At 72.9% G+C, this 26,175-nt stretch carries 25 protein-coding genes; 14 read left to right on the plus strand and 11 right to left on the minus strand.

Translation table 11 applies throughout. The features are described 5' to 3' along the window. Positions 1-10: 10 nt before the first annotated feature. The 4 genes from IO29_RS08800 to IO29_RS08815 all read right to left on the minus strand — a co-directional run bounded on the left by IO29_RS08800 (position 11) and on the right by IO29_RS08815 (position 3,778). Positions 11-1,093: an SAM-dependent methyltransferase gene (locus IO29_RS08800; protein WP_030378593.1), complete on the minus strand. Its 1,083-nt coding sequence runs from the start codon at positions 1,091-1,093 to the stop codon at positions 11-13. Positions 1,094-1,134: 41 nt separating this feature from the next. Further along, positions 1,135-1,767: an AAA family ATPase gene (locus IO29_RS08805; RefSeq protein WP_030378592.1), complete on the minus strand. Its 633-nt coding sequence runs from the start codon at positions 1,765-1,767 to the stop codon at positions 1,135-1,137. 71 nt (positions 1,768-1,838) lie between these two features. Further along, a complete protein-coding gene (locus IO29_RS08810; RefSeq protein ID WP_030378591.1) occupies positions 1,839-2,510 on the minus strand; it encodes a response regulator in 672 nt (223 codons plus the stop codon). Positions 2,511-2,572: 62 nt separating this feature from the next. Then, on the minus strand, positions 2,573-3,778 hold the full coding sequence (locus tag IO29_RS08815) for a sensor histidine kinase (protein ID WP_030378590.1): 1,206 nt from the start codon (positions 3,776-3,778) through the stop codon (positions 2,573-2,575). A gap of 248 nt (positions 3,779-4,026) precedes the next feature. On the opposite strand from IO29_RS08815, the gene IO29_RS08820 reads away from it, so the two are divergent. The 10 genes from IO29_RS08820 (at position 4,027) to IO29_RS08865 (ending at position 12,569) form a co-directional block, all read left to right on the plus strand. Then, positions 4,027-5,073 carry a Rossmann-like and DUF2520 domain-containing protein gene (locus IO29_RS08820; RefSeq protein ID WP_030378589.1) on the plus strand — a complete coding sequence of 349 codons (1,047 nt, stop codon included), beginning with the start codon at positions 4,027-4,029 and terminating at the stop codon, positions 5,071-5,073. Then, complete coding sequence (panC, locus tag IO29_RS08825) at positions 5,070-6,110, plus strand: pantoate--beta-alanine ligase (protein ID WP_051707487.1); 1,041 nt, start codon at positions 5,070-5,072, stop codon at positions 6,108-6,110. Before IO29_RS08820 ends, panC begins: the two co-directional genes overlap by 4 nt. After that, complete coding sequence (locus IO29_RS08830; RefSeq protein WP_030378587.1) at positions 6,107-7,882, plus strand: L-aspartate oxidase; 1,776 nt, start codon at positions 6,107-6,109, stop codon at positions 7,880-7,882. The genes panC and IO29_RS08830 overlap by 4 nt, the downstream gene beginning before the upstream one ends. Further along, the gene (nadC, locus tag IO29_RS08835) at positions 7,879-8,895 is read left to right on the plus strand and encodes a carboxylating nicotinate-nucleotide diphosphorylase (RefSeq protein WP_030378586.1); all 1,017 of its coding nucleotides are present in this window, start codon (positions 7,879-7,881) and stop codon (positions 8,893-8,895) included. The genes IO29_RS08830 and nadC overlap by 4 nt, the downstream gene beginning before the upstream one ends. Positions 8,896-8,949: 54 nt before the next feature. Then, positions 8,950-9,747 carry a type III pantothenate kinase gene (locus IO29_RS08840; protein ID WP_030378585.1) on the plus strand — a complete coding sequence of 266 codons (798 nt, stop codon included), beginning with the start codon at positions 8,950-8,952 and terminating at the stop codon, positions 9,745-9,747. 129 nt (positions 9,748-9,876) lie between these two features. Further along, positions 9,877-10,521, plus strand: coding sequence for a hypothetical protein (locus tag IO29_RS08845; RefSeq protein WP_030378584.1), 645 nt, complete (start codon positions 9,877-9,879; stop codon positions 10,519-10,521). A 46-nt stretch (positions 10,522-10,567) separates the two neighbouring features. Beyond that, positions 10,568-10,747, plus strand: a complete 180-nt coding sequence (locus IO29_RS08850) for a hypothetical protein (RefSeq protein ID WP_030378583.1) — start codon at positions 10,568-10,570, stop codon at positions 10,745-10,747. Between the two features lie 125 nt (positions 10,748-10,872). Further along, positions 10,873-11,391 (plus strand): BlaI/MecI/CopY family transcriptional regulator, encoded by a 519-nt coding sequence (locus tag IO29_RS08855; RefSeq protein WP_234307445.1) that lies wholly within the window; start codon positions 10,873-10,875, stop codon positions 11,389-11,391. Between the two features lie 9 nt (positions 11,392-11,400). After that, complete coding sequence (locus IO29_RS08860; RefSeq protein ID WP_030378581.1) at positions 11,401-11,946, plus strand: amino-acid N-acetyltransferase; 546 nt, start codon at positions 11,401-11,403, stop codon at positions 11,944-11,946. A 284-nt stretch (positions 11,947-12,230) separates the two neighbouring features. Next, positions 12,231-12,569 carry a histone-like nucleoid-structuring protein Lsr2 gene (locus IO29_RS08865; protein ID WP_030378580.1) on the plus strand — a complete coding sequence of 113 codons (339 nt, stop codon included), beginning with the start codon at positions 12,231-12,233 and terminating at the stop codon, positions 12,567-12,569. Here IO29_RS08865 and IO29_RS08870 read toward each other — a convergent pair. After that, a complete protein-coding gene (locus IO29_RS08870) occupies positions 12,548-13,198 on the minus strand; it encodes an SCO3374 family protein (RefSeq protein WP_030378579.1) in 651 nt (216 codons plus the stop codon). The two genes, IO29_RS08865 and IO29_RS08870, sit on opposite strands and share 22 nt — an antisense overlap. A gap of 430 nt (positions 13,199-13,628) precedes the next feature. Between IO29_RS08870 and IO29_RS08875 the strand changes: the two genes are divergently transcribed. Next, positions 13,629-16,154, plus strand: coding sequence for an ATP-dependent Clp protease ATP-binding subunit (locus IO29_RS08875; RefSeq protein ID WP_030378578.1), 2,526 nt, complete (start codon positions 13,629-13,631; stop codon positions 16,152-16,154). Positions 16,155-16,784: 630 nt separating this feature from the next. Next, a complete protein-coding gene (locus IO29_RS08880) occupies positions 16,785-17,504 on the plus strand; it encodes a M23 family metallopeptidase (RefSeq protein ID WP_030378577.1) in 720 nt (239 codons plus the stop codon). A 137-nt stretch (positions 17,505-17,641) separates the two neighbouring features. Here the strand turns inward: IO29_RS08880 and IO29_RS08885 are convergent, their stop codons facing one another. Next, positions 17,642-18,229 (minus strand): TetR/AcrR family transcriptional regulator, encoded by a 588-nt coding sequence (locus IO29_RS08885; protein ID WP_030378576.1) that lies wholly within the window; start codon positions 18,227-18,229, stop codon positions 17,642-17,644. Positions 18,230-18,440: 211 nt separating this feature from the next. Between IO29_RS08885 and IO29_RS08890 the strand changes: the two genes are divergently transcribed. After that, positions 18,441-20,063, plus strand: coding sequence for an MDR family MFS transporter (locus IO29_RS08890; RefSeq protein ID WP_030378575.1), 1,623 nt, complete (start codon positions 18,441-18,443; stop codon positions 20,061-20,063). 540 nt (positions 20,064-20,603) lie between these two features. Here IO29_RS08890 and IO29_RS08895 read toward each other — a convergent pair. Next, positions 20,604-21,188, minus strand: a complete 585-nt coding sequence (locus tag IO29_RS08895; RefSeq protein ID WP_030378574.1) for a TetR/AcrR family transcriptional regulator — start codon at positions 21,186-21,188, stop codon at positions 20,604-20,606. Positions 21,189-21,310: 122 nt separating this feature from the next. Here IO29_RS08895 and IO29_RS08900 point away from each other — a divergent pair, with 122 nt between their 5' ends. Continuing rightward, entirely contained in the window at positions 21,311-22,192 is an 882-nt protein-coding gene (locus IO29_RS08900; RefSeq protein WP_030378573.1) for an SDR family oxidoreductase, read from the plus strand. Positions 22,193-22,391: 199 nt separating this feature from the next. On the opposite strand, the gene cseC is transcribed toward IO29_RS08900, so the two are convergent. From cseC to IO29_RS08920, 4 genes are all read right to left on the minus strand, one after another. Beyond that, on the minus strand, positions 22,392-23,693 hold the full coding sequence (cseC, locus tag IO29_RS08905) for a two-component system sensor histidine kinase CseC (RefSeq protein WP_030378572.1): 1,302 nt from the start codon (positions 23,691-23,693) through the stop codon (positions 22,392-22,394). Between the two features lie 274 nt (positions 23,694-23,967). After that, positions 23,968-24,669 carry a two-component system response regulator CseB gene (cseB, locus tag IO29_RS08910; RefSeq protein ID WP_030378571.1) on the minus strand — a complete coding sequence of 234 codons (702 nt, stop codon included), beginning with the start codon at positions 24,667-24,669 and terminating at the stop codon, positions 23,968-23,970. Between the two features lie 94 nt (positions 24,670-24,763). Continuing rightward, positions 24,764-25,468 carry a hypothetical protein gene (locus tag IO29_RS08915; protein WP_420705401.1) on the minus strand — a complete coding sequence of 235 codons (705 nt, stop codon included), beginning with the start codon at positions 25,466-25,468 and terminating at the stop codon, positions 24,764-24,766. After that, on the minus strand, positions 25,456-26,001 hold the full coding sequence (locus tag IO29_RS08920; protein WP_030378569.1) for a SigE family RNA polymerase sigma factor: 546 nt from the start codon (positions 25,999-26,001) through the stop codon (positions 25,456-25,458). The genes IO29_RS08915 and IO29_RS08920 overlap by 13 nt, the downstream gene beginning before the upstream one ends. Between the last annotated feature and the right edge of the window lie 174 nt (positions 26,002-26,175).

Genomic DNA, 26,175 nt, shown 5'->3' on the forward strand with positions numbered 1-26,175 from the left:
ACCGTGCTCCTTAAAGGGGCACGTCCGCGATTCCGGCCGGCTGGAGCAGCCACCCGAAGTCGCCGAGACCGCCCGGGGCCGTCAGCTCGGCGGCCTCGCCGGCCGACGCCAGGGCGCGTACGTACGCCGCCGGGTCGGTGGTGGCCAGGGCGAGCGGGGGACGGGCGCCGGTGACGCCCAGGGCGCGCAGTGCCTCCCGCTGGGGCAGCAGCCGGGCGCCGGGGCCCGCGCAGGCGTCCAGGGCGACGTGCGCGGTGAGGTCGTGGCCGCCGTCGGGCACGGGGCGCGTCTCGCGGCCCGCCCGGAACCCGGTGAGGGTCCCGAAGGGCGGACGGGCGTCCCTGGTGTGCGCGTAGTCGACGGCGACGGCCAGCCCCCGGCCGAGCGAGGCGACGGCCGAGGCCCAGGCGGCGTCCCGGGGCAGCCCGATCTCGGCACGCAGACCCGCCTCCACGCGTGGCCCCGCCTCGTCGAGCGCGTCCGCCTCGGCGGGCAGCCCTCCACGCGCGCGTGGGCCCTCGCCCGCCGGCAGCGGCCACCACCGCTCCAGCCACTCCGCCTCCGGGCCGGTGACGGGTTCCCCGAGCCGTTCGGTGCCGTCCCGCCGTACGAGGACCCGGCGCCGTACCCCCGCCGCGTCCGTCTCCGCCACGTCCACGGGCACGTTGTCGAGCCACTCGTTGGCGAACAGCAGCCCGGTGACGCCCTCGGGGGGCGCGGTCAGCCATGTGACGCGGGGGTCGAGCCCCCCGGGACGGCCGGCGATCTCGACGGCGTACACGCGCGTGCGGGTCGCGAGCTCCCCGGGGAGCGCGGCGAGGACACCGGCGGCCAGTTCCCCGCGGCCGGCCGCCATGTCGACGAAGGCCAGTTCGGCGGGGCGGCCCAGCGCCGTGTCGACCCGGGCGAGCAGCCGGGCCACGGCGGCCGCGTAGAGCGGCGAGGCGTGTACGGACGTACGGAAGTGTCCGGCGGGCCCCTCGGGCCCCTGGCGCCGGTAGAAGCCCTCCGGCCCGTACAGGGCCTCCTGGGCGGCTTCCCGCCACCCCTGCCACTCGGGCCCGGGTCCCTCGTCCGCCGCTTCCTCGCTCACCCGCACAGGCTATGTGCCTCCGCGTGCGCGGCCGGGGCCGGTCAGTCGAAGCGGATGTGCCGGAGCCCGACCCGTACCTGGCGCGCCCGGGTGCGCAGCCGGCCCTCGTGGTTCGGGCGGAGCGTCAGGCCGGCCAGGACGGCGATGCGGTCGGCGGTCTTCGGCACGGTCGAGTGGTCCGTCCACAGGTGCTCGGCGAACTCCGGCTCGCGCAGCCGTTCGAGGCAGTGGTCGAGCCGCTGGACCGCCCAGCTCTCCCGGCGCGGCCCGGTGCGCCGGGAGACGGCGCGCCCGACCAGTTCGCCGGGGCCGCGCTCGCGCAGCCGCCGCAGGACGGTCTCGCGCTCCGCGAGCAGCGAGAAGTGCCGTACGTCGTGGCCGAGTTCGCGCAGCCTGCCGACGGTGTCGGCGAAGTACCCGGGGTCGGTGACCGTCATCGGGACGATCACCACGCCGTCGTGCTTTCCCAGGGCGAGGTCGAGGACCTCCACCACGCCCTGCCGCCAGGAGACGAGGTCCTGGAAGTCGCCCCGCAGCTCGGGCGGCAGCATCCGGCGCAGCCCGAAACCGGCGTGCTCGGGGTCGCAGACGACGCTGCCGGGCAGCCGCCGCCGTATCTCGTACGCGGTTTGCGTCTTGCCGCCCCCGAAGGGCCCGTTGATCCACAGGAGCATGCGCAGACCCTAGTGGTACGGCGCCGGGCGGACGGCCACGTCCGGCCGATCCGCCGTAGCGGTCGCTTCGGTCAGCCGTTGCCGCCCGCGCGGACCAGGCCCGTCTCGTACGCCAGGACCACCACCTGCACCCGGTCGCGCAGCCCCAGCTTGGTGAGTATGCGGCCCACATGGGTCTTCACCGTGGCCTCGGAGAGCACCAGCCGGGCCGCGATCTCGCCGTTCGACAGGCCCTGCGCGACCAGCACCATCACCTCGCGCTCGCGTTCGGTGAGCCGCTCCAGACCCTCGTGGCGGGGCCGTGCCGTCGTCTCCGGCAGCATCGGCGCGAAGCGGTCGAGCAGCCGGCGCGTGGTCGACGGGGCGACCACCGCGTCCCCGCTGTGCACGGAGCGGATCGCGGCGAGGAGCTCGCCGGGCGGCACGTCCTTGAGCATGAAGCCGGAGGCCCCCGCCTTGAGCCCGGAGAACGCGTACTCGTCGAGGTCGAACGTGGTCAGGATCAGCACCTTGGGCGGATCGGGCTGGGCGCAGATCCGGCGGGTGGTCTCCACGCCGTCCAGCTTCGGCATGCGGACGTCCATCAGGACGACGTCGACCGCGGTCGCGCGCAGCGCCGCAAGCGCCGCGACACCGTCGCCCGCCTCCGCGACGACCTCCATGTCCGGCTGGGCGGCGAGCACCATGCGGAAGCCGGTGCGCAGCAGCTCCTGGTCGTCGACGAGCATCACGCGGATCGACATGGCGGTGTCCTCACATCGTCTGGCGGGTTTTCACAGGTGCGGTTGGCCGAAACGTGCACGTGTCAGTGGACCGGCTTGAGCGGCAGCAGCGCGCTGATGCGGAACCCGCCGCCCGGGCGCGGGCCCGCGTCGAGCGTCCCGCCGACCATACCGACCCGCTCGCGCATGCCGATCAGCCCGTGCCCATGTCCGTCGAAGCCGCCCTCCTCGTACAGCTCGTGGGGGGCGCCCTTGCCGTCGTCCTCGATGAGCAGCCCGAGGCCGTCGTCGAAGTACACCAGGCGCACGCTGGCGCCCGTGTTGGGGCCGCCGTGCTTGCGCGTGTTGGTGAGCGCCTCCTGCACGATCCGGTACGCCGTCAGCTCCACGCCGCTGGGCAGCGGGCGCGGGGTGCCCTCGACCTTGAAGTCGACGGGCAGTCCGGAGGCGCGGCACTGCTCTATCAGCTCGTCTATCTGTTCGACGTCCGGCTGCGGCACGTACTCGCCGCCCTCCATGTGCTCGCCGGTGCGCAGCACGCCCAGCAGGCGGCGCATCTCGGCGAGGGCCTGGCGGCCGGTGGAGGAGATCGTCTCCAGCGCGTTCTTCGCCTGGTCGGGGGCGGCGTCCAGGACGTAGGCGGCGCCGTCGGCCTGGACGACCATCACGGAGACGTTGTGCGCGACGACATCGTGCAGCTCGCGGGCGATGCGGGCGCGTTCGGCGGCGACCGCGACCTTGGCCTGCGCCTCGCGCTCCTTCTCCAGGCGGGCGGCGCGCTCCTCCAGCTGCGCGAAGTACGCGCGGCGGGTGCGCAGGGAGTCGCCGAGCACCCAGGCGAGGGCGAAGGGCACGGTCATGAAGACGACGAGGGCGACGTGCGTCAGCGCCCTCGTGTCCGGCTCGGGCCAGCGGATCTCGCCGACGGCCGCCGCGCACAGGCCGACGGCCAGGGCGAACCGTGAGGCCCAGCGGGCGCCGTTGGCGGCGACCGTGTAGACGATCACCAGCATGGCGAAGTCGGCGGCCGTCGGCTCCACGTCGAGCACGAGCTGGGCCAGCCCGACGGCGGTGGCCAGCAGGAGCATCCGCTCCGGCACCCGGCGGCGCAGGGCCACGACGAGGCACAGGACGGCGGACAGGACCAGGGACTCGGCGTAACCGCCGTGGTGCCCCCGGACCCCGTCGGTGCTCTCCACGCTCACACCGGCCAGGCCGAGGAGAACGACGGCCCAGAAGCTGTCGACCCAGGTCGGGTGCCGGCGGAGGAAGTCGTAGAGGCGCTGCACGTAACCCAGCGTAAAGAACCGTGCGGTATGCAGGAGTCAACCGGAGGGTCGATCCGGGAACCCGGCGCGTACTCCCCAAGGTGGATGCCGCAGTGCCCCGAGTGGCCGGGGAGACTGCCCGGGAGGGGCCCCGGGGGACCGCCCTTCGGGCAACGACGGGGGAGCGGAGCCCCGGCCCGGGGATCGCGTTAGCATGACGAGAAATCGTCCGGTACCCCTCGCGGACTGGAACGGGAAGGCCACCTCGCGTGAGTACAGTCCAGCAGCCAGACCCCCGGGACCGCCCCGCCCGACTCACCGTCGGCGTCATCGGCACCGGCCGCGTCGGCCCGCCCCTCGCCGCCTCCCTGGAGCTCGCAGGGCACCGCCCGGTGGCCGCGTCCGGCGTCTCCGACGCCTCCCGGCGCCGGGCCGAGGCGCTCCTGCCCGGCGTCCCCCTCGTCGCCCCCGAGGAGGTCCTGCGGCGCGCCGAACTCGTCCTGCTCACGGTCCCCGACGACGCCCTCCCCCCGCTGGTGGCCGGCCTCGCCGAGACCGGCGCCGTGCGTCCGGGCCAGCTCCTCGTGCACACCTCCGGCCGCTACGGCACCAAGGTGCTCGACCCCGCCCGCCGCGCCGGCGCGCTCCCCCTCGCCCTGCACCCGGCGATGACGTTCACGGGCACCCCCGTGGACGTCCAGCGGCTGGCCGGCTGCTCCTTCGGCGTCACCGCCCCCGAGGAGCTGCGGCTGGCCGCCGAGGCCCTGGTGATCGAGATGGGCGGCGAGCCCGAGTGGATCGCCGAGAAGAGCCGGCCGCTCTACCACGCGGCCCTCGCGCTCGGCGCCAACCACCTGGTCACCCTCGTCGCCCAGTCGATGGAACTGCTGCGCACGGCCGGCGTCGGGGCGCCCGACCGGATGCTCGGCCCGCTCCTCGGCGCCGCTCTCGACAACGCCCTGCGCTCCGGCGACGCGGCCCTGACCGGCCCCGTCGCGCGCGGGGACGCGGGCACGGTCGCCGCGCACGTCGCCGAGTTGCGCCGGCACGCCCCGGCGGTCGTCCCGGGCTACCTCGCGATGGCCCGCGCCACCGCCGACCGGGCGCTCGCCCACGGACTGCTCAGGCCGGAGCCGGCCGAGGACCTGCTCGGGGTGCTCGCGGGCGCGGCGGACCTCCCCGGGCCTCCCGGCAGCCCCGGAACCCCCGGGTCCCCCGGGCCGCTCGGAAACCCCGGCACAGGCCCCCACGACGACCCCGACGACCCCGAGAATCCCGAGAACCCCGAGAACCCCGGAAGTGGGCACACCCGATGAGCTCCCGCCACGGCTTCGCCCTCGCCCCCACCCTCCGCGACCTCGAACAGCTGCGCGCCCAGCACGCGGGGAGCGGCACCACCGGCGTCGTCATGACGATGGGCGCCCTCCATGAGGGCCACGCCACCCTCATCAGGGCCGCCCGCGCGCACGTCGGCGCGGCGGGCCTCGTCGTCGTCACCGTCTTCGTCAACCCGCTGCAATTCGGCGCGGGCGAGGACCTCGACCGCTACCCGCGCACCCTGGACGCCGACCTGGAGGTCGCCGAGGCGGCCGGCGCGGACCTCGTGTTCGCGCCTTCCGCCGACGAGGTCTACCCCGGCGGCGAGCCCCAGGTGCGGCTGAGCGCCGGCCCCATGGGCGAGCGGTTGGAGGGCGCCGTCCGCCCCGGGCACTTCGACGGCATGCTCACCGTCGTCGCCAAGCTGCTCCACCTCACCCGTCCCGACGTGGCCTTCTACGGGCAGAAGGACGCCCAGCAGCTCGCCCTGATCCGCCGCATGGTGCGCGACCTGAACTTCGGCGTGGAGATCGTCGGCGTGCCCACCGTGCGCGAGGAGGACGGCCTGGCGCTGTCCAGCCGCAACCGCTACCTGTCCGCCACCGAGCGGCGCACGGCGCTCGCCCTGTCGCGCGCCCTGTTCGCGGGCCGCGACCGGCACGCGGCGCAGGAGGCGCTGCGCGCGCGGGCGCGCGAGGTCCCCGCCACGCCGGCGCGCGCGCAGGCGCTCGACGCGCTGGGCGAGTCCCGGGCCGCCGCCGACGCGCACGCCGTCGCCCGCGCGACCCCCTGTGGCCCGGCCGCCGTCCGCGCCGCCGCCCGCGCCGTCCTGGACGACGCGGCCCGTCTGGACCCGCCGCTCGCCCTGGACTACCTGGCCCTGGTCGACCCGTCCGACTTCTCCGAGGTGCCGGACGACTTCACCGGCGAGGCCGTCCTCGCCGTCGCCGCCCGGGTCGGCGCCACCCGGCTGATCGACAACCTTCCGCTCACCTTCGAAGCCCTGCCCACCGAAACTCCCGGAGCCGTCTCGTGACCAGCACAGGCATACGACTGCACGCGCCCGCCCCGGGCTGGTCCCTCACCGCGGACGTGGTGGTCGTCGGCTCCGGTGTGGCCGGGCTGACCGCCGCGCTGCGCTGCGAGGCCGCCGGCCTGGACACGGTCGTCGTCACCAAGGCACGGCTCGACGACGGCTCCACCCGCTGGGCGCAGGGCGGCATCGCCGCGGCCCTCGGCGAGGGCGACACCCCCGAGCAGCACCTGGACGACACCCTGGTCGCCGGCGCCGGGCTGTGCGACGAGGAGGCGGTGCGGATCCTCGTCACCGAGGGACCGGACGCCGTACGGCGGCTGATCGGGACCGGGGCGCACTTCGACGAGTCCGAGCGCGGCGGCCTGGCGCTGACCCGCGAGGGCGGCCACCACCGGCGCCGCATCGCGCACGCGGGCGGCGACGCGACCGGCGCCGAGATCTCCCGGGCGCTCGTCGAGGCGGTACGCGCGCGCGGGCTCCGTACGGTCGAGAACGCGCTCGTCCTGGACCTGCTGACCGACGCCGAGGGCCGCACGGCCGGTGTCACCCTGCACGTGATGGGGGAGGGCCAGCACGACGGCGTCGGCGCCGTCCACGCGCCCGCCGTGGTCCTCGCCACTGGCGGCATGGGGCAGGTCTTCTCGGCCACCACCAACCCGTCCGTCTCGACGGGCGACGGCGTCGCCCTCGCGCTCCGCGCGGGAGCCGAGGTCTCCGACCTCGAGTTCGTCCAGTTCCACCCGACCGTGCTCTTCCTGGGGGCCGGCGCGGAGGGCCAGCAGCCGCTGGTCTCCGAGGCGGTGCGCGGCGAGGGCGCCCACCTGGTGGACGCCGACGGCACGCGCTTCATGGTGGGGCAGCACGAGCTGGCGGAGCTCGCGCCCCGGGACATCGTCGCCAAGGGGATCACGCGGCGGATGCAGGAGCAGGGCGCCGCACACATGTTCCTGGACGCCCGGCACTTCGGCGCGGACATGTGGGAACGCCGCTTCCCCACCATCCTCGCCGCCTGCCGCGCCCACGGCATCGACCCGGTCACCGAGCCGATCCCGGTCTCCCCGGCCGCCCACTACGCCTCCGGCGGCGTCCGCACCGACCGTCACGGCCGGACGACCGTGCCCGGCCTGTACGCGTGCGGGGAGGTCGCGTGCACCGGCGTGCACGGCGCCAACCGGCTCGCCTCGAACTCGCTCCTGGAGGGCCTCGTCTACGCCGAGCGGATCGCGGCCGACATCGCGGTCCTCCGGGACGGCGACGGCGCCGACGGCCACCACGCGCGCGTGCCCGTCGCCGTACCGCCGCCGGAGCGGCCCGGGGCGGCCGAGCAGCCCGGTCACCCGCTGCTCGCGCCCGAGGCGCGTCCCGCCATCCAGCGGATCATGAGCGAGGGCGCCGGCGTGCTCCGCTCCGCCGTCTCCCTGCGCACGGCCGCCGACCGCCTCGAACAGCTGCACGCCGACGCCCTGGCCGCGCGCGACGAACACGGCAAGACGGCCGAGCCCGGCGTCGACAGCTGGGAGGCCACCAACCTGCTGTGCGTGGCCCGCGCCCTGGTCGCCGCCGCGCTGCTGCGTGAGGAGACCCGCGGCTGCCACTGGCGCGAGGACCACGCCGAGCGCGACGACACCGCCTGGCGGCGCCATGTCGTCGTCACCCTGGCCCCCGGCCGTACCCTCGCCGTCCGCACCACCGACACCGCGGACTTCCCGCCGACCCTGGGCCCCGCCCGGGCCGCCGGGAGCCCCGTGACCCCCGAGCCCCAGGAGCAGTGACCGACGTGAGCGAGACCCCCGACATCTCCGAGCTTCCCCTCGCCGGCGGCGGCGGCTGCGGCGCCGGCTGCGCGTGCGGCGCCGACGGCGGACACGGCGACCCCGACGAGCACGAGTACGCCGAGTGCGGGCTCGACCCCGCCCTCGCCCAGCTCCTGACCGACGCCGGGCTCGACCCCGTCGAGGTCGAGGACCTGGCGGGCGTCGCCCTCATGGAGGACCTCGACGGCGGCGTCGACGTCACCACGGTGGCGACCATCCCCGAGGACGACCGGGCCACCGGCGACTTCACCGCGCGCGAGGACGGCGTCGTGGCCGGGCTGCGCGTCGCCGAGGCCGTCCTGTCCGTCGTCTGCACCGACGAGTTCGAGGTCGAACGGCACGTCGAGGACGGCGACCGCGTGACGGCCGGGCAGAAGCTGCTCACCGTCACCACCCGCACCCGGGACCTGCTCACCGCCGAGCGCAGCGCGCTCAACCTGCTCTGCCGGCTGTCGGGCATCGCGAGCGCCACGCGCGCGTGGGCGGACGCGCTGGAGGGTACGAAGACCCGCGTGCGCGACACCCGCAAGACCACGCCGGGGCTGCGGTCCCTGGAGAAGTTCGCCGTACGCTGCGGCGGCGGCGTCAACCACCGGATGTCCCTCTCCGACGCGGCCCTGGTGAAGGACAACCACGTGGTCGCCGCGGGCGGCGTCGCCCAGGCGTTCCGGGCGGTGCGCGAGACGTTCCCCGAGGTGCCGATCGAGGTCGAGGTCGACACCCTGCACCAGCTGCGCGAGGTGGTGGACGCGGGCGCCGACCTCATCCTGCTGGACAACTTCACCCCCGAGGAGTGCGCCGAGGCGGTCGGTATCGTGCGGGGGCGCGCCCTCCTGGAGGCGTCCGGCCGGCTCACCCTGGGCAACGCCAAGGCGTACGCGGAGACCGGCGTGGACTTTCTGGCGGTGGGCGCGCTGACGCACTCCTCGCCGATCCTCGACATCGGCCTCGACCTGCGCGCGGCGGAGTAGGGAACCCGGAGAGACCGGGGAGCGAGAAGACTAGGGAAACAGGTTTTCGACGCCATGCTGCTGACCATCGACGTGGGCAACACGCACACCGTGCTCGGACTGTTCGACGGCGACGAGATCGTCGAACACTGGCGCATCTCCACGGACGCGCGCCGGACCGCCGACGAACTCGCCGTCCTCCTCCAGGGCCTGATGGGCATGCACCCGCTGCTCGGCGACGAACTGGGCGACGGCATCGACGGCATCGCCATCTGCGCCACCGTGCCGTCCGTCCTGCACGAGCTGCGCGAGGTGACCCGCCGCTACTACGGCGACGTCCCCGCCGTCCTCGTCGAACCGGGCGTCAAGACGGGCGTGCCGATCCTCATGGACAACCCCAAGGAGGTCGGCGCGGACCGCATCGTCAACGCGGTCGCGGCGGTCGAGCTGTACGGGGGACCGGCGATCGTCGTCGACTTCGGGACGGCGACGACGTTCGACGCGGTGTCCGCACGCGGGGAGTACGTGGGGGGCGTGATCGCCCCGGGCATCGAGATCTCGGTGGAGGCGCTGGGCGTGCGGGGGGCCCAGCTGCGCAAGATCGAGCTGGCGCGGCCGCGGGCGGTGATCGGCAAGAACACGGTGGAGGCGATGCAGGCGGGCATCGTCTTCGGCTTCGCGGGGCAGGTCGACGGGGTCGTGGGCCGCATGGCCCGCGAGCTGGCCGACGACCCCGACGACGTCACGGTCATCGCCACGGGCGGCCTCGCTCCGATGGTCCTCGGCGAGGCCACGGAGATCGACGCGCACGAGCCCTGGCTGACCCTGATAGGGCTGCGCCTGGTCCACGCCCGCAACACGCCGCGCGTATAGCCCCCACCGCCATGCCTGCCCCGCCGCCACGCGTGGGGGAGGCGGGCCGGTGCGCCTTCGGCGGGGACGTGGCGGCACGCCGGTATCCCCTTCTGTCGGTTTTGTCTGATTAGCGCGTACCGTCACCTCATGCCCACGCCACACGGTCACCGCGGCATGGCGTTCGGCGCGGAGGAGCTGCGCGTTCTCCGCCGCGCCCTGGCCCTCGCCCTCCACCCCCATCACCCCACCGTCCCCCCGAAGGACGCACACGACTGCCGCCACCTCGCCGCGTCCCTCGACGAGGCGACCCGCGAGGCCGCCCGGCAGCACGCCTTCCTCCTCGCCGACCTCGCCCGCCACCGCGCCGCCCTCCCCGCCACGGCCACCGCCTATCTGGACCTCCTCCGGGACGCCCTGCGCACCGGCCACCGCCCCTGCCGCGACGACCTCGCCGCACTCGGCGCCCTCCGCGGCAACCCCACCGCCGCCGCCCTCCTGGCCCGCTGCCGGTTCCCCGCCGCCCGCACCCCCGAGGACTCCGCGCCCGAGGACCCCGCCCCCGAGGAGCGCCCGGCCCCCCACGAGCCGGCCCCCGGCGAGCCCGCCCCCGACAAGCCCGGCCCCGACAAGCCCGGCCCGGTCAAGAAGCCCGCGCCCGCGCCTCCGGGCCCTGGCGGGGCGCCCCGTCCGCAGCGCCCCGTCCCCACCCCCAGCGAGGTCTTCCCGCCGAAGCGCAGACCGGCCCCGCCCCCCTCGGGCCGGCTCGCACCCGCGCTCGTCGCCGCGGGCTGACCGCACCCGCCCGGATCCGCGCCGCCCCCGGGGCTACCCTGGATCCATGGACTACCTCTCCGCGCTCGTGCCCCCCATCGTGATGGCGGTCTTCTTCATCGGTGTGATCGTCACGATCGTCAAGAGCCAGGGCGGCGCCAACAAGTACAAGGAGGACGCGGCCGTCGACGCCGCGCTCGCGCGCGCGGAGAACGCCCCGTCCGCGAAGAACACCGACGGCGCCTGACGCACCGCGCCGCACCACCCGAACAGGGCCCCGCACCCCTGGGCGCACGACTCGAATCTCATCCTTTCGAGTCGTGTGCCCTTTTTGTCACGCGGATTCCGGAAAGTCCTACTAGGGTGCGGCGTGTGCCTCGTCCCTTGGGAGAACTCGAAGACGCCGTCATGACACGGGTGTGGAAGTGGAACCGCCCGGTGACCGTCCGGGAAGTTCTGGAAGATCTCCAGCAGGAACGGACCATCGCCTACACCACGGTGATGACCGTTTTGGACAATCTCCATCAGAAGGGCTGGGTGCGCCGCGAGGCGGAAGGCCGGGCCTATCGATATGAGGCGGTCTCCACCCGCGCCGCCTACGCCGCCGCGCTGATGAACGACGCGTGGTCGCAGAGCGACAACCCGGCGGCCGCCCTGGTCGCGTTCTTCGGGATGATGAGCGAGGAACAGCGGCTCGCGCTCCAGGACGCCGTCCGCATCGTCCAGGGGCCGCGGACCCGGGAATCCGAATCGCCGCCGCCTTCGGAAACGGCGGATTCACCACCGGCGGATGAGAGACGCGCGGAGAGGCCCGCGGAGAGGCCCGCGGCGGAACCCGATGAGAGCCGGGACGAGAGCCCCGGCGCGGAGCGTCGGGCCGGCGGGCGATAACGTCCGTTCATGCCAGCGAAGAGCCCAGCAGGAACCCCCGAAGGCGCGCATAAAGCCGTCACCGTCCGCAGGGCGAGGACCAGTGATGTCCCGGCGGTGCGCCGACTCCTCGACTCCTACGTGCGGCGCGGCATCCTGCTCGACAAAGCGACCGTGACGCTTTACGAGGACATCCAGGAGTTCTGGGTCGCGGAACGCGACGACAACGCCGAGGTCGTCGGCTGCGGCGCACTGCACGTGATGTGGGAAGACCTCGCGGAAGTCCGTACGCTCGCGGTCGGCCCGCAGGCCCGCGGCCTCGGCGTCGGCCATCAACTCCTGGAGAAGTTGCTTCAGACCGCCCGCTGGCTCGGTGTGCGCCGTGTTTTCTGTCTGACCTTCGAGGTCGAGTTCTTCGGCAGGCACGGCTTCGTCGAGATCGGCGAGACACCCGTCGACTCCGATGTCTACGCGGAGCTGTCGCGTTCCTATGACGAGGGCGTCGCGGAGTTCCTCGGTCTCGAACGAGTGAAACCGAACACCTTGGGCAACAGCCGGATGCTTCTGCATCTGTGATCGCTCTCCGGGTTCTTCCGGTCACTCGCTTCCGCACCCGCACGCCTTCCGGGCGATCCGGGCGCCCTATGTCCGAAAAGCGCACGTTTTCGGTGCCGCCCGGGAGCGTAGGTGTTCCCTTGGCCCGCGCCGGTTCCGCACCGGTTCCTGCCAAGGGTTTGTGTTTTTCCTTCAAAAGCGGTTTGCTTTCCGACGTAGTGCAGTACTGCATATAACAGGGGCGCGAAACAGCGGTCGGCGCTGCGGACCCCCGACCCCCGTAGTTTTCGATGAAAGGAAATCCAGTGGCACAGAAGGTTCAGGTCCTTCTTGTCGATGACCTCGACGGCGGCGAGGCGGACGAGACCGTGACGTTCGCGCTGGACGGCAAGACGTACGAGATCGACCTCACGACCGCCAATGCGGACAAGCTCCGCAGCCTTCTCGACGCCTACGTCAAGGGCGGCCGCCGTACCGGAGGCCGTGCCTCCGGCGGTCGCGGAAAGGCGCGCACCGCGGCGTCCGGCGGCAGCCAGGACACCGCGCAGATCCGCGCCTGGGCCAAGGAGAACGGCTACGAGGTCAACGACCGCGGCCGGGTCCCGGCGACGATCCGCGAGGCCTACGAGAAGGCCAACGGCTGAGCGGCCACGCGCCGCAGCCGGATGCGGTGGCACTCCGTGGCCACCGTCTCCACCAGTCGTACGAGGTCGGGGGCGCCCCCACCGCCGCCCAGCGCCGAGAGCGCCGGCAGCGACGACTCCACCTCGCGTCCCGGCACGGGGGGCCGCAGCCAGACGGCGGCCCCCTGCGAACCGGCGACGGCCGGAGCGGCGGCCCGGGCGCAAGCCGGGGCGGAAGCAGGTGCCGGCGCCGTGATGCCGTCGCCCGCGCCCAGCGCCCGCAGGTCCAGAGGCAGTGAGCCCCACTCCAGCCACTCCAGCAGCCCGGGCAGCTCCTCCGCGCTGCCCGCGGCCACCAGCAGCCGCATGCGGTCCCCGTGCAGCGCCACCGGGGCCCCGGGGCGCAGATGCCGCAGGCCGGCCGCGCCCGCCCCACGCGGGACGTCCAGGACGTCGAACCGCAGCCCCGTGATGAGCCGCACCGGCGTTCCCGGCACCGTGGCCCAGCCCAGCCCCTCTCCGTACCAGCGGCGCACCGCGTCGTCCGCGCTTGCCCCGGCGCCCTCGGCGCCCGCGGTGGTGCCCTCGACGGCGAGCGGCCGGCGGGGGAGCGGGAGCGGCAGCGGAGCCGGGACGGCGTTGGGGGCCATGTCCGGAGCAACAGCCGACGCGCGCCGCGAGTTACGCTCGGTGTCGTGCCGCGCACCGTCCGTGCCGGTTCCGACGGTGTCCCGGGGTGTGGGGCGGCGCAAGGTTGTTCGCCCGTAGCGGAGGGAACCGGTGCGCGCGGCATGGAGTGTCAGTGCGTGCGGGTAAGACATGCCTAGTGGGAGGGGGCGACGCGCGGAACGGGCCGGCTCACGTTCGCCATCGGCGTACTGGCGACTGGGGTAAGTGCCTGGCCTGCGGGAACATCGTCTCGCACCATCGGGTTGTGGCAGATGTCGGCGTTCGGGGTCAGGAGGCCATCGACGGTGTCGGCAGTTGGAATGAGCGGTCCCCGCTTGCGGGACTAAGCTGCGGAAGGACAGGGAGGGGACAGCCCCCTTACTGCCTGACCGCTCTGAGGAGCGATTAACGATGTTCGAGAGGTTCACCGACCGCGCGCGGCGGGTTGTCGTCCTGGCTCAGGAAGAAGCCCGGATGCTCAACCACAACTACATCGGCACCGAGCACATCCTCCTGGGCCTGATCCACGAGGGTGAGGGTGTCGCCGCTAAGGCCCTGGAGAGCCTCGGGATTTCGCTCGAGGCGGTCCGCCAGCAGGTGGAGGAGATCATCGGCCAGGGCCAGCAGGCCCCGTCCGGCCACATCCCCTTCACCCCCCGTGCCAAGAAGGTCCTGGAGCTGTCGCTCCGCGAGGCCCTTCAGCTGGGCCACAACTACATCGGCACGGAGCACATCCTGCTCGGCCTGATCCGCGAGGGCGAGGGCGTCGCCGCCCAGGTCCTGGTCAAGCTGGGCGCAGACCTCAACCGTGTCCGCCAGCAGGTCATCCAGCTGCTGTCGGGCTACCAGGGCAAGGAGACCGCCACCGCCGGCGGCCCTGCCGAGGGCACGCCCTCGACGTCCCTGGTCCTCGACCAGTTCGGCCGGAACCTCACCCAGGCCGCCCGCGAGTCCAAGCTCGACCCGGTCATCGGGCGCGAGAAGGAGATCGAGCGGGTCATGCAGGTGCTGTCCCGCCGCACCAAGAACAACCCGGTGCTCATCGGTGAGCCCGGCGTCGGCAAGACCGCCGTCGTCGAGGGCCTCGCGCAGGCCATCGTCAAGGGCGAGGTGCCCGAGACCCTCAAGGACAAGCACCTCTACACCCTGGACCTCGGCGCCCTGGTCGCCGGCTCCCGCTACCGCGGTGACTTCGAGGAGCGCCTGAAGAAGGTCCTCAAGGAGATCCGCACCCGCGGCGACATCATCCTGTTCATCGACGAGCTGCACACGCTGGTCGGTGCGGGTGCCGCCGAGGGCGCCATCGACGCCGCGAGCATCCTCAAGCCGATGCTGGCCCGTGGTGAGCTCCAGACCATCGGTGCGACGACGCTGGACGAGTACCGCAAGCACCTGGAGAAGGACGCGGCCCTCGAGCGCCGCTTCCAGCCCATCCAGGTCGCCGAGCCGTCCCTGCCGCACACGATCGAGATCCTCAAGGGCCTGCGCGACCGCTACGAGGCGCACCACCGCGTCTCCATCACGGACGAGGCCCTGGTCCAGGCCGCCACCCTGGCCGACCGCTACATCTCGGACCGCTTCCTCCCCGACAAGGCGATCGACCTGATCGACGAGGCGGGCTCCCGGATGCGCATCCGCCGGATGACCGCGCCGCCGGACCTCCGCGAGTTCGACGAGAAGATCGCCGGCGTCCGCCGCGACAAGGAGTCCGCGATCGACTCGCAGGACTTCGAGAAGGCCGCCTCCCTGCGCGACAAGGAGAAGCAGCTCCTGGCCGCCAAGGCCAAGCGCGAGAAGGAGTGGAAGGCCGGCGACATGGACGTCGTCGCCGAGGTCGACGGCGACCTGATCGCCGAGGTCCTCGCCACGGCGACGGGCATCCCGGTCTTCAAGCTCACGGAGGAGGAGTCCTCGCGTCTGCTGCGCATGGAGGACGAGCTCCACAAGCGGGTCATCGGCCAGAAGGACGCCGTCAAGGCGCTCTCCAAGGCGATCCGCCGTACCCGTGCCGGTCTGAAGGACCCGAAGCGTCCCGGTGGCTCGTTCATCTTCGCCGGCCCGTCCGGTGTCGGTAAGACGGAGCTGTCCAAGGCGCTCGCCGAGTTCCTCTTCGGGGACGAGGACGCGCTGATCTCCCTCGACATGTCGGAGTTCAGCGAGAAGCACACGGTCTCGCGCCTCTTCGGTTCGCCCCCCGGCTACGTGGGCTACGAGGAGGGCGGCCAGCTGACGGAGAAGGTGCGCCGCAAGCCGTTCTCGGTCGTCCTCTTCGACGAGGTCGAGAAGGCCCACCCGGACATCTTCAACTCGCTGCTCCAGATCCTGGAGGACGGTCGTCTGACCGACTCCCAGGGCCGGGTCGTGGACTTCAAGAACACGGTCATCATCATGACGACCAACCTCGGCACGCGGGACATCTCCAAGGGCTTCAACCTGGGCTTCGCGGCCCAGGGCGACACCAAGTCCAACTACGAGCGCATGAAGAACAAGGTCTCGGACGAGCTCAAGCAGCACTTCCGCCCCGAGTTCCTCAACCGCGTGGACGACGTGGTCGTCTTCCCGCAGCTCACGCAGGAGGACATCCTCGCCATCGTCGACCTGATGATCGGCAAGGTGGACGAGCGCCTGAAGGACCGGGACATGGGCCTCGAGCTCTCCCAGTCCGCGAAGGAGCTGCTGTCCAAGAAGGGCTACGACCCCGTGCTGGGTGCCCGGCCGCTGCGCCGGACGATCCAGCGGGAGGTCGAGGACACGCTGTCCGAGAAGATCCTCTTCGGCGAGCTGCGGCCCGGGCACATCGTGGTCGTGGACACGGAGGGGGAGGGCGAGACGGCGACGTTCACCTTCCGCGGCGAGGAGAAGGCGGCGCTGCCGGACGCTCCGCCGATCGAGCAGGCGGCGGGCGGCGCGGGCCCCAACCTGAGCAAGGAGGCGTAGCCCTCCGGGCTCCGGCCCACCTGAACGGCACCAGGGGCTGCCCCCGGGACTTCGGTCCCCGGGGGCAGCCCCTTTCGCATGCGCGCCGGGGCGGGGGCCGCCGGGGCCGCCTGAAAGCTCGGCCGGCTGGGGCGCGTGGGCGGCTGCGGGCCGTCGTACCGTCTCGCGCAGTTCCCCGCGCCCCTGGAAGGCGGGGGCCGGGCCCCGTCAGGGGCGCGGGGAACTGCGCGAGAAGTGCCCACTCACCCGCGCTCCCCGATGCGCCTCATTCACCCGAGCTCTACCGGGGTTGAAGGGGCGGAGCCCCTGAGGGATGGGACGGGTAGGGGCGGCGGGGGCGAGGAAAAGGCGCGTAGCCGGGGTCACATTTCCGGGGGCGGAGGGGTCCCGGAGCGGTGACGTCTCGCACAGGGGGTTGGGGATTACTAGGGGCCTTAGTGGCCCGGGCGCCCTGTCGAAACGGGCAACACGGAAGGAAGTCGACCCTCCGTACTATCCCACCCCAAGAGATCACGATTTTGGGCATTCGCTCGCCTCGGGGTTACCAAGGACGAGCCACCCGGACGACGCCCACCGCGTCCCGCCCCGGGTGGTTGTTCACGGCCCTGTCCCCCATCCCCTGAGGTTTCGATGTCCTTCCGCTCCACGCCCCGTCGCCACCCCCGCACGTCCCCCCTCCGCACCCGCGCCGCCGTCCTCGGCATCGGCCTGGGCGCCTCGGTCGTCCTGGGTGCCGGAGCCGCGGTAGCCGCCGACACCGTCGCCGCCACCCCCACCAGCGCGATGTCCAGCAGCCTCGCCACCGCCGTCCGTGCGCAGGCCGACGCGCAGGCCGAGGCCGCGACCCACGCGGAGCAGGCCGCCGCGGCCGCGAAGGCCAAGGCGAAGGCCGCCAAGGCGGAGGCCAGGGCCGCCGCGGCCAAGAAGGCCGCCTCCTGGGTCGACCCGGTGAAGAAGTACGAGCTGAGCGCCGGCTACAACCAGGACGGCAGCCACTGGGCGCACAAGCACAGCGGGCAGGACTTCGCCGTGCCGATCGGCACGGACGTCGTCGCCGCACACGGCGGCACCGTCGTCAAGGCCGGCGGCAATGGCGCCGGCGACGGCCCGGCGTACGGCAACGCCATCGTCGTCAGGCACGCGAACGGCACGTACTCGCAGTACGCGCACCTGTCCCGGATCGACGTCAAGGTCGGCCAGGTCGTCGCCACCGGGCAGCACATCGCCCGCAGCGGCAACACCGGCAACTCGACCGGTCCCCACCTGCACTTCGAGATCCGCAAGACCCCGAACTACGGCTCGGCGGTCAACCCGGTGGCGTTCCTGCGCTCGCACGGCACGCACGTCTGATCCAGCCCCACCCCCCGAGTCCCCCCACGGGAAACGGCGCGTGGCGGAGCCCTGTGCTCCGCCACGCGCCGTTCGCACGCCGGGGCGCACGGCGGAGCGAGGCCCCAGGGAGCGACGCGACCGCCCGGCGCCCGGCGTCAGTCGCCGTAGTGCGCCTTCGTCACCAGTTCCAGCGCGACCTCCAGGACCGCCTTGCGCTTGTCCTCCGGATCGCCCTCCAGATCCCGCAGCGCGAACATCCCCGCGTGCAGCGTGAACAGCGCCGTGATGCAGCGGACCTGGTCGGACAGCGGGGCGTCCTCGTCCCGGATGATGCCGCTCAGCTCCAGCATCCGGCCCTTGAACATCTCACCGATGCGCAGTTCGCGCATGGTCGCCTGGTTCTCCTGCATGAAGCGGAAGAGGGGCCCGGCGTCGGCGAGGGCCTGGCTGTAGCGGCGCACGACCTCCTGCTTGGTCGCCAGGGTGTGCGGCTGTTCCCGGCCCCAGCCGATGAGCTCGTCGATCGGCCGGGTCAGGTCCCCGAAGAGGCTGATGAGGATGTCTTCCTTGGTCTTGAAGTGGTAGTAGAGCGCCGCCTTGGTGACGTCCAGCCGCTCGGCGATCTCCCGCAGCGAGGTCTTCTCGTACCCCTGGTCGGAGAAGAGGTCGAGGGCAACGTCCTGGATGCGCTGGCGGGTGTCGCCCCGCCGCCGGCGCTTGCTGTCGTCCATGGTGCTGCCCATTCCGTCTCTCCTCGCACTCCCTCGGACCTGCCCGCCGTCCGGTTGTCCGGCGGTCCGGGAATAACTTACTTGACGCCCGGCTAGTTACCAGGCTACCTTCTCGCAGTGTAAAGAACTAGCCGGGCGGCAAGTAAGTGACCGGAATCGGTGAGACCACCCCGCACGCGGCGGCGCGCGGGGGCATCAGTGGCAAGCAGGGGATGTGGGGACGATGGCGGAGACGGCGGACATAGCGGGCAAGGGGCCCGCGCAGGCGGAGAAACCCGGGGTCGAGGACGGCGGCAAGCAGCCGCGCAGCGTACGCGTCGTCCTGCTCGCCCTGATGATCGCGATGCTGCTCGCGATGCTCGACAACATGATCGTCGGCACGGCGATGCCGACGATCGTCGGTGAGCTCGGCGGGCTCGAACACCTGTCGTGGGTGGTCACCGCGTACACGCTCGCCACGGCCGCCGCGACGCCCCTGTGGGGCAAGCTCGGCGACATGTACGGGCGCAAGGGCGTCTTCATGACCTCGATCGTGATCTTCCTGATCGGGTCGGCGCTCAGCGGCATGGCGCAGGACATGGGGCAGCTCATCGGCTTCCGGGCCGTGCAGGGCCTCGGGGCCGGCGGTCTGATGGTCGGCGTCATGGCGATCATCGGCGACCTGATCCCGCCGCGTGAGCGGGGCAAGTACCAGGGCATGATGGCCGGCGTGATGGCGCTCGCGATGATCGCGGGCCCGCTGGTCGGCGGCACCATCACCGACCATCTCGGCTGGCGCTGGTCCTTCTACATCAACCTGCCGCTCGGCGCGGTCGCGCTCGCCGCCATCAGCGTCGTGCTGCACCTGCCGAAGAAGCGCGCGGAAACTCGTATCGACTACCTCGGCGCCGGGCTGCTGACGCTGGGCATCACCTCCATCGTGCTGGTCACCACGTGGGGCGGCACGGAGTACGCCTGGGGCTCGGCGCGCATCATGGAGCTGATCGGCATCGGTGTCGCCGCACTCGTCGGGTTCCTGTTCTGGCAGACCAGGGCCGCCGCGCCGATCATGCCGCTGCACATCTTCCGCAACCCCAACTTCTCGCTGATGTCGATCATCGGCTTCATCACCGGGTTCGTGATGTTCGGCGCCGTGCTCTTCCTGCCGCTGTACCAGCAGGCGGTGCAGGGGGCGTCCGCCACCAACTCCGGACTGCTGCTGCTGCCGATGCTCGGCGCGATGCTCGCCGTGTCGATGGTGGCCGGGCGGGTCACCACCAACAGCGGCCGCTACAAGGTGTTCCCGGTCGTCGGCAGCGTGCTGATGATCGTCGGACTGTTCCTGCTGTCGCAGATGGACACGGAGACCACCCGGCTGACCTCCGGGATCTACATGGCGGTCCTCGGCGCGGGCATGGGCTGCCTGATGCAGATCACCATGCTGGTGGCGCAGAACAGCGTCGAGATGAAGGACATGGGCGTCGCCTCGTCCTCCACCACGCTGTTCCGGACGCTCGGGTCCTCGTTCGGTGTCGCCATCATGGGTGCGCTGTTCAACAACCGGGTGCAGGACGAGATGGTGCAGCGGGCGGGGGCGCTCGGGGGCAAGATGACCGAGCAGTCGGCGCAGTTGGACGCGGCGAGCCTGGCGAAGCTGCCGGCGCAGGCGCGGGAGGCGTACCAGTTCGCGGTGTCCGCGGGGACGCATTCGGCGTTCGTGCTGGGTGCGGTGGTGGCTGTGGTGGCGCTGGTGGCGGCGGTGTTCGTCAAGGAGGTGCCGTTGCGGGGGGCCGGGGGGCCGAAGACGGCGGAGGATGCGGCTGGGGACGCCGCCGGGGAGCGGCCGACGGTTGCAGAGGCCGTCTGACCTTCCCCAAGCTCCGCCTCCCAAGGCCCCCCGGGTTCGCCCGGAGGGTCTTGGCGTGCGCCCCGGGTTCGCCCGGGGGGCCTTGGCGTGCGCGTGGGGGCTGGCCCCTGCACCCCGGCCAGCCCCGTAAGGGGCGCGGGGAACCGCGAGGCCGGCCCCCGCCGGGCCGGCGGCCGGGTACGGCCTCGGATCGGGTGGCGGGGCTGGGTTTTTCGCCCCCGCCGCCCCTACCCTTCCCGTCCCCCAGGGGCTCCGCCCCTTCGACCCCGGGAGGGTGGGGGAGTGCGGTTGTGGGGTGGGTGCGGGAGCGATGTGGTTGCTCGCGCAGTTCCCCGCGCCCCTGACGGGCGCGGTCGCTCGCGCCCCCGCGACGGAGCCGCGCCGAAGACGCGGCGCCCCGTCGGCGGAGCCGCGCCGGAAGGCGCAGCGCCCCGTCGGCGGAGCCGCGCCCGAAGACGCGGCGCCCCGTCGGCGGGGCCGTACGGAAGGCGTAGCCCCTCCTGCCGCGGCGGAGCCGTGCGGTAAGTGCTCCGCGGGTGCTCAGGCCAGTGTCGTGGTCGCCTCGCGCAGGTCCGACAGGGCCGCGAGGGTGTGGGGGGCCAGCGGGGTCGCGTCGGGGCAGTCGGTGTGGGACTCCGACCATTTCGCGTAGCCCCGTTTGAACGCGAGGACGCCCAGTTCGCCCGCGAGGTGGGCGGTCGGCTCGGGGACGCCCCGGGCGACCAGCGCGGCCGTCATCGCGGCGGCCATGCCGACGCTCTTGAGCGCGTCGCGCTCCTGCAACTCCGTGCTGGCCGCGACGGCCGCCCGCAGCCGGGGCCCCAGCTCCCGGTTGGCCGGCCCCATCGCCCCCGACGCGCGCTCCAGCCCCGCCGCCACCGCCTGGAGCGGAGTCGCCTCCGGGGGCGCCTCCGCGATGCCCTCGGCGAGCAGCCTGCTGAGCGTCTCCTGCCCCGCGACCAGCAGCTCCCGCTTGTCGGAGAAGTACCGGAAGAACGTGCTCTTGGTGACGCCGGCGCGCTCGGCGATCTGCGTCACCGTCGTGGCGTCGTACCCCTGCTCGGTGAACAGGTCGACGGCCGCGACGACGAGTCGCTGGGCCGCCCCTGGTTCCCATCTGGCCATGACGGACAGGATAGGCGGGTCGGTGATGGGACAACAGTCCCATCACCGTGTAATGTCGGTGATGGGACAACGGTCTCATCGCTTGTCCTTCCCCTCACCCACCGTCCCTCAAGGGAGCGCTCATGCATGTCTTCGTCACCGGCGGCACCGGCACCATCGGTTCCGCCGTCGTCGCCGAACTGCTCGACAGCGGCCACACCGTTCTCGCCCTCGCCCGCTCGGACGCCTCCGCGCACGCCCTCGAAGCCGCCGGCGCCAAGGTGCTGCGCGGTGAGCTCGCGGACCTCGACGTCCTGCGGGCCGGCGCCGCGCAGACCGACGGCGTGATCAGCCTGGCCTTCGGACGCGACTACGGCAGCCCGGAGTCACTCGCCCGGGGCATCGCCGAGGAGAGCGCCGCCCTCACCGCGCTGGGCGAGGAACTCCTCGGCACCGACCGCCCGTTCGTCACCGTCTCGGGCACCCCCTGGGTGGCGGGCCGCGCCTCCACCGAGGCCGACCCGCTGCCGACCGAGGGCCCGGTGGCCGGCCGGGCCCACTCGGTCACGGCGGTACTGGCACTCGCCTCGCGCGGGGTGCGCAGCTCGGCCGTGCGCATGCCGCGCACCGTCCACAACGAGGGCGACGGCGGCTTCGCCGGCCTGCTGGCCCGGGCGGCACGCGGCTCCGGGGTGGCCGGCTACCCCGGCGACGGCACCCAGCGCTGGCCGGCCGTGCACGCGCGCGACGCGGCCGTCCTGTTCCGGCTCGCCCTGGAGAAGGCCCCGGCCGGCACGGTCTGGCACGCCGTCGCCGACGAGGGCGACGCGGTGCGCGACATCGCGGCGGTCATCGGCCGACGGCTCGGTCTGCCGGTCGAGCGGGTCCCGGACGAGACCTTCGGACCGTTCGCCCCGATCTTCGTCATGGACCAGCCCGCGTCCAGCGCCCACACCCGCGAGGCCCTCGGCTGGCAGCCCACGCACCCCAGCCTGCTGGAGGACCTGGAGAACCTCCGGCCCTGACGCCCGGCCCCGCTGCCGCCAGGCCCTGGGGCCCCTAGGGTCCTTCTGACGGATCTCCGCGGCGTCGCGACGCCCGGCACGCACTCTCGCCGCACCGCGCGAAAGCCCAAGTAGCTCCGCTACGAGGGCTTCCACACGGCACGGCGAGAGCACGCACCGAACGCCGCTCCTTCTCCCACGGAGATCCATCAGAAGGCCCCTAGGGAGCGGTCCTCGGGAGCGTCGGGAAGCTGCCGGTGTTGGTGGGGGCGTGCTCCGGGAGCCAGAGGACCGCCACCGCCCCGTCGGCGGGGGCCGTCTCGGGAGCCCCCGGGACGGTCACGTTGTGGAAGGTGAGGCGGGCGCCCAGCACACGTGCCTGGCCCGCGGCGATCGTCAGACCCAGGCCGTGGCCCCGGCCCGCCCGGTCGGAGCTGCCGGTGCGGAACCGGCTCGGCCCCTCCTCCAGCAGCTCCCTGGGGAAACCGGGCCCGTGGTCCCGTACCCGGATCACCCGGCCCTCCACCGACACCCGCACCGGCGGCCGCCCGTGCCGGGCCGCGTTCGCCAGCAGGTTGAACAGCACGCGCTCCAGGCGGCGCGGGTCCGTGGTGACCGCGGACTCGTGCACCACCGTCACCTCGACGGCCGCGTCCTTCACCGCCACCCGCCGGGTCACGAACTGCCCGAGCATGATGTCCTGCAACTCGGCCCGCTCCGACGCCCCGTCCAGCCGGGCCACCTCCAGCACGTCCTCGACCAGCGTCCGCATCGCCTTCGCCCGGTCGAGGACCAGCTCGGTCGGCCGTCCCGGCGGCAGCAGTTCGGCCGCCGTGAGCAGCCCCGTCACCGGGGTGCGCAGCTCGTGCGCGATGTCCGCGGTCACCCGGCGCTCGGCCTCGATGCGCTGTTGCAGCGCGTCCGCCATCGCGTCCACCGCCCGCGCCAGGTCGTCCGTCTCGTCCCGTACGACGCCGCCGATCGAGTCCCGCACCCGTACGTCCGTCTCGCCCATGGCGACCCGATTGGCCGCGGCCGCCGCCTTGCGCAGCCGTCCCGACATCTGACCGCCGATCAGCACGCCGAGCGCGCTGCCGCCGAGGACGACCGCGATCGCCCCGATCAGCAGGGCCTCGTCCAGATCGTTCATCACACTGGCGCTGCGGTCGGTGAAGGTGGTTTGCAGCGACAGCACCCTGCCGTCCTTGAGCGGTACGGCCGCCCAGATGTCCGGCACGCCGTGCGGCCCCTCCGCCACGTACGTGGCCCGCCGGCCCTGCTTGACCCGCGCCAGCAGGTCGCGGGGGATGGTCGGGTCGTCGACCTTGACACCGAAGGCCTGCGTGCGCCCGGACTCGTACATCCGCTGCGCCACCTGGATCCGCTCGTCGGCCAGGTCGCGCGAGTTGTCCAGCATCGAGACGCGCGCCGCGTTGTGCACCACCAGGCTCAGGGCGACCGCCACGAGCGCGCCGACCAGCGCGATCGCCGCGCTGAGCTTCCACCGGAGCCCCGTACGCATCCGCTGGCCGCGCGGACCGCTCCCGTGCGCGCCGGGGGCGTGCGCGTCGAGGCCGGACCCGTCCGGCTCATGCGGCCCGGCGGCGTCCAGCTCCGGAACGCCGAATTCCGACAAGCCAGACAATTCCGAAAAGCCGGACTCCCCGGGCCTGGGCTCGCCGAGCCCCGTCACCCGCAGACCGCACACACCGGCACCACGCCCGCCGCCGTTCCCGTTCCCGTCGCCGCCGGACCGGCTTCGGCGCCGAAACATGCTCCGTACCCTCCCGCCCCGCTCAGGCCTTCAGTTTGTAGCCGAAGCCGCGGACCGTCTCGATCCTGTCCTGGCCGATCTTCGTCCGCAGCCGCTGCACATGGACGTCGACGACGCGGGTGTCCCCGCCCCAGCCGTAGTCCCACACGCGCTCCAGCAGCTTGTCACGTGACAGCACCGTGCCCGGCGCGCCGGAGAACTCCAGGAGCAGCCGCATCTCGGTCGGGGTGAGCGACACCGGCTGCCCGGCGCGGCGCACCTCCATGCCCCCGGTGTCCACCTCCAGCTCGCCGAAGGTGAGCACCCCGCCCTCGGCCACCGGATCCGGCTCGTTCGTCCGCATGCCGCCCGCGTGCCCGAAGCGGCGCAGCACCGCGCGGATCCGGGCGACCAGGACGGCACCGTCGAACGGCTTCGTCACGTAGTCGTCGGCGCCCGCCTCCAGGCCGAGGACGACGTCGATGGAGTCGGCGCGCGCGGAGAGCATGATCACCGGCACGTTCGACTCGTCCCGGATCCGCCGGCACAGGCTGACCCCGTCCAGCCCCGGCACCATCACGTCGAGGAGCGCGATGTCGGGGCGCCGGGCGCGGAACGACTCCAAGCCCGACAGTCCGTCGGGCATGGCGGTGACCGCGAAGCCGTCACGCTCCAGCGCGAGCTGGGTGGCCTCGCGGATGACGTCGTCGTCCTCCACGAACAGGACGTGGGTCTGCTCTGCCATCGGTGCTCTCAGAGATAGGGATGCGGGCGTGGGAAGGGATGCGGGCGGGCGCGGGTACGGGGCCGGTGCGGAGCCGTACCCGCGCGGCCGGGTCTCAGCCGGCACTGGGGCCTGCCACCGGGTCCTCGTCCACCGCGTTGCTGTAGTCGTTGTGCACGCGGGACTCCTCGGTGAAGTGGTCCGCCGACCAGCGGTAGGTGATGACCTCCACACTGGACGGATAGGCGACCGAGTCGCCCTTGCGGTACAGCTGCTGGGTCACCACCAGATCACCGCGGTCGATCTCGGCGTAGACCGGCGGCTCCTCGGCCCTGAACACATTTTCGTACCCGTGCTTCTCCAGCCGGTACACGTACGCGCCGACGCCCACCGCGTCTCCACACGTCATCACGTTCACCACGACGTCGTCCGCGGACCCCCCGGTCAGTCCGCCGTACGACACGTCCACCGGGTACTCGTCCGCGACGCACGGCTTGAGCTGGCGTTTCACCGACGGGCTGACCTCGGGGTCGTTCTGCACGAGCTTGACGGCGAGCCCCCGCTGCTTCTCCTGCTCGGCCGGCGCGGGCACCGACTCCGAGGGCGATGCCGGCGTCGGCGCCGGCGCCCGCGGCGAGACCGACGCCGAGGAGACCGGGGCCAGGGAGTCACTGTCCGCCGGGCCCTCGTCCCGGGCGCCGGTCCCGCCCGTGCCGCACGCGGAGACGAAAAGGCCGAGGGCGGTGATCGCGGACACCGCCGTGATCACCGCCTTCAGGGCCTTGCCCGGCAGCCGGGCCCTTCTGCCTACGCCGCGCAACGCTCCCGCTCCTCACGCTCCAGCGCGCGTGCGTCCAGATCGCGGGCCTCCAGCTCCTCGCGGAGCCGGGCGAGCGCCCGGTGCAGCGTGCTCTTGACCGTGCCGGCCGACATGCCGAGGGCGGCGGCGGTCTCCTCCGTGGTCATCTGCTCCCAGTGTCGCAGGACCACGACGCTGCGTTGCTTGGGAGCGAGAACCTTGAGGACATCCATCAGCAGGGCACGGTCCGCGTGCTGCTCGGCCGAGTCGTCGACCGAGGCGTCCGGGAGCTGCTCGGTGGGCACCTCCTCCAGCTTGCGGGCACGCCACCATTCGGTACGGGTGTTGATCATGACCCGGCGCAGATAGGCGTCGGCCAGGCGCTTGTCCGCTATGCCCTCCCAGCGGCCGTACGTCCGTACGAGCGCGGTTTGCAGCAGATCCTGGGCGTCGATCGGGTCCGGCACCAGCCGGCGCGCACTGCGCAGCAGCGCGTCCTGCCGTGTACGGACGTACTCCTCGAACTCGAGCACCTCGCCCTGGCCCTGTGCCATGTCCATCGCCTCCCGTGCCCCGTGCCCGACCTGTCGTCGTCGGTTCTCCGTTCCGGCCGCCTGTCTTCGCCGGGTACGGAAAGAAAGCTACGGAGGCGTTGTCACGAGGCTGTCCGAGGAAGCCTGCGGACGGCGCTCGGCTGTCCGTCGGTTGTGTAACAGACGTAAGCGCGA

Origin of the sequence: Streptomyces sp. NRRL F-6676 (assembly GCF_000725625.1) — a bacterium.
Classification (GTDB): Bacteria; Actinomycetota; Actinomycetes; order Streptomycetales; family Streptomycetaceae; genus Streptomyces.

What these genes read in the sequence shown, in the direction of transcription:
- cseB (WP_030378571.1), bottom strand. Translation starts at nt 24,669, where the DNA reads ATGGCAGAGCAGACCCACGTCCTGTTCGTGGAGGACGACGACGTCATC.
- IO29_RS08900 (WP_030378573.1), top strand. Translation starts at nt 21,311, where the DNA reads ATGCATGTCTTCGTCACCGGCGGCACCGGCACCATCGGTTCCGCCGTC.
- IO29_RS08840 (WP_030378585.1), top strand. Translation starts at nt 8,950, where the DNA reads ATGCTGCTGACCATCGACGTGGGCAACACGCACACCGTGCTCGGACTG.
- IO29_RS08870 (WP_030378579.1), bottom strand. Translation starts at nt 13,198, where the DNA reads ATGGCCCCCAACGCCGTCCCGGCTCCGCTGCCGCTCCCGCTCCCCCGC.
- cseC (WP_030378572.1), bottom strand. Translation starts at nt 23,693, where the DNA reads ATGCGTACGGGGCTCCGGTGGAAGCTCAGCGCGGCGATCGCGCTGGTC.
- IO29_RS08860 (WP_030378581.1), top strand. Translation starts at nt 11,401, where the DNA reads ATGCCAGCGAAGAGCCCAGCAGGAACCCCCGAAGGCGCGCATAAAGCC.
- IO29_RS08805 (WP_030378592.1), bottom strand. Translation starts at nt 1,767, where the DNA reads ATGCTCCTGTGGATCAACGGGCCCTTCGGGGGCGGCAAGACGCAAACC.
- IO29_RS08845 (WP_030378584.1), top strand. Translation starts at nt 9,877, where the DNA reads ATGCCCACGCCACACGGTCACCGCGGCATGGCGTTCGGCGCGGAGGAG.
- IO29_RS08880 (WP_030378577.1), top strand. Translation starts at nt 16,785, where the DNA reads ATGTCCTTCCGCTCCACGCCCCGTCGCCACCCCCGCACGTCCCCCCTC.
- IO29_RS08885 (WP_030378576.1), bottom strand. Translation starts at nt 18,229, where the DNA reads ATGGGCAGCACCATGGACGACAGCAAGCGCCGGCGGCGGGGCGACACC.
- IO29_RS08875 (WP_030378578.1), top strand. Translation starts at nt 13,629, where the DNA reads ATGTTCGAGAGGTTCACCGACCGCGCGCGGCGGGTTGTCGTCCTGGCT.
- IO29_RS08920 (WP_030378569.1), bottom strand. Translation starts at nt 26,001, where the DNA reads ATGGCACAGGGCCAGGGCGAGGTGCTCGAGTTCGAGGAGTACGTCCGT.
- IO29_RS08895 (WP_030378574.1), bottom strand. Translation starts at nt 21,188, where the DNA reads ATGGCCAGATGGGAACCAGGGGCGGCCCAGCGACTCGTCGTCGCGGCC.
- IO29_RS08850 (WP_030378583.1), top strand. Translation starts at nt 10,568, where the DNA reads ATGGACTACCTCTCCGCGCTCGTGCCCCCCATCGTGATGGCGGTCTTC.
- panC (WP_051707487.1), top strand. Translation starts at nt 5,070, where the DNA reads ATGAGCTCCCGCCACGGCTTCGCCCTCGCCCCCACCCTCCGCGACCTC.
- IO29_RS08890 (WP_030378575.1), top strand. Translation starts at nt 18,441, where the DNA reads ATGGCGGAGACGGCGGACATAGCGGGCAAGGGGCCCGCGCAGGCGGAG.
- IO29_RS08810 (WP_030378591.1), bottom strand. Translation starts at nt 2,510, where the DNA reads ATGTCGATCCGCGTGATGCTCGTCGACGACCAGGAGCTGCTGCGCACC.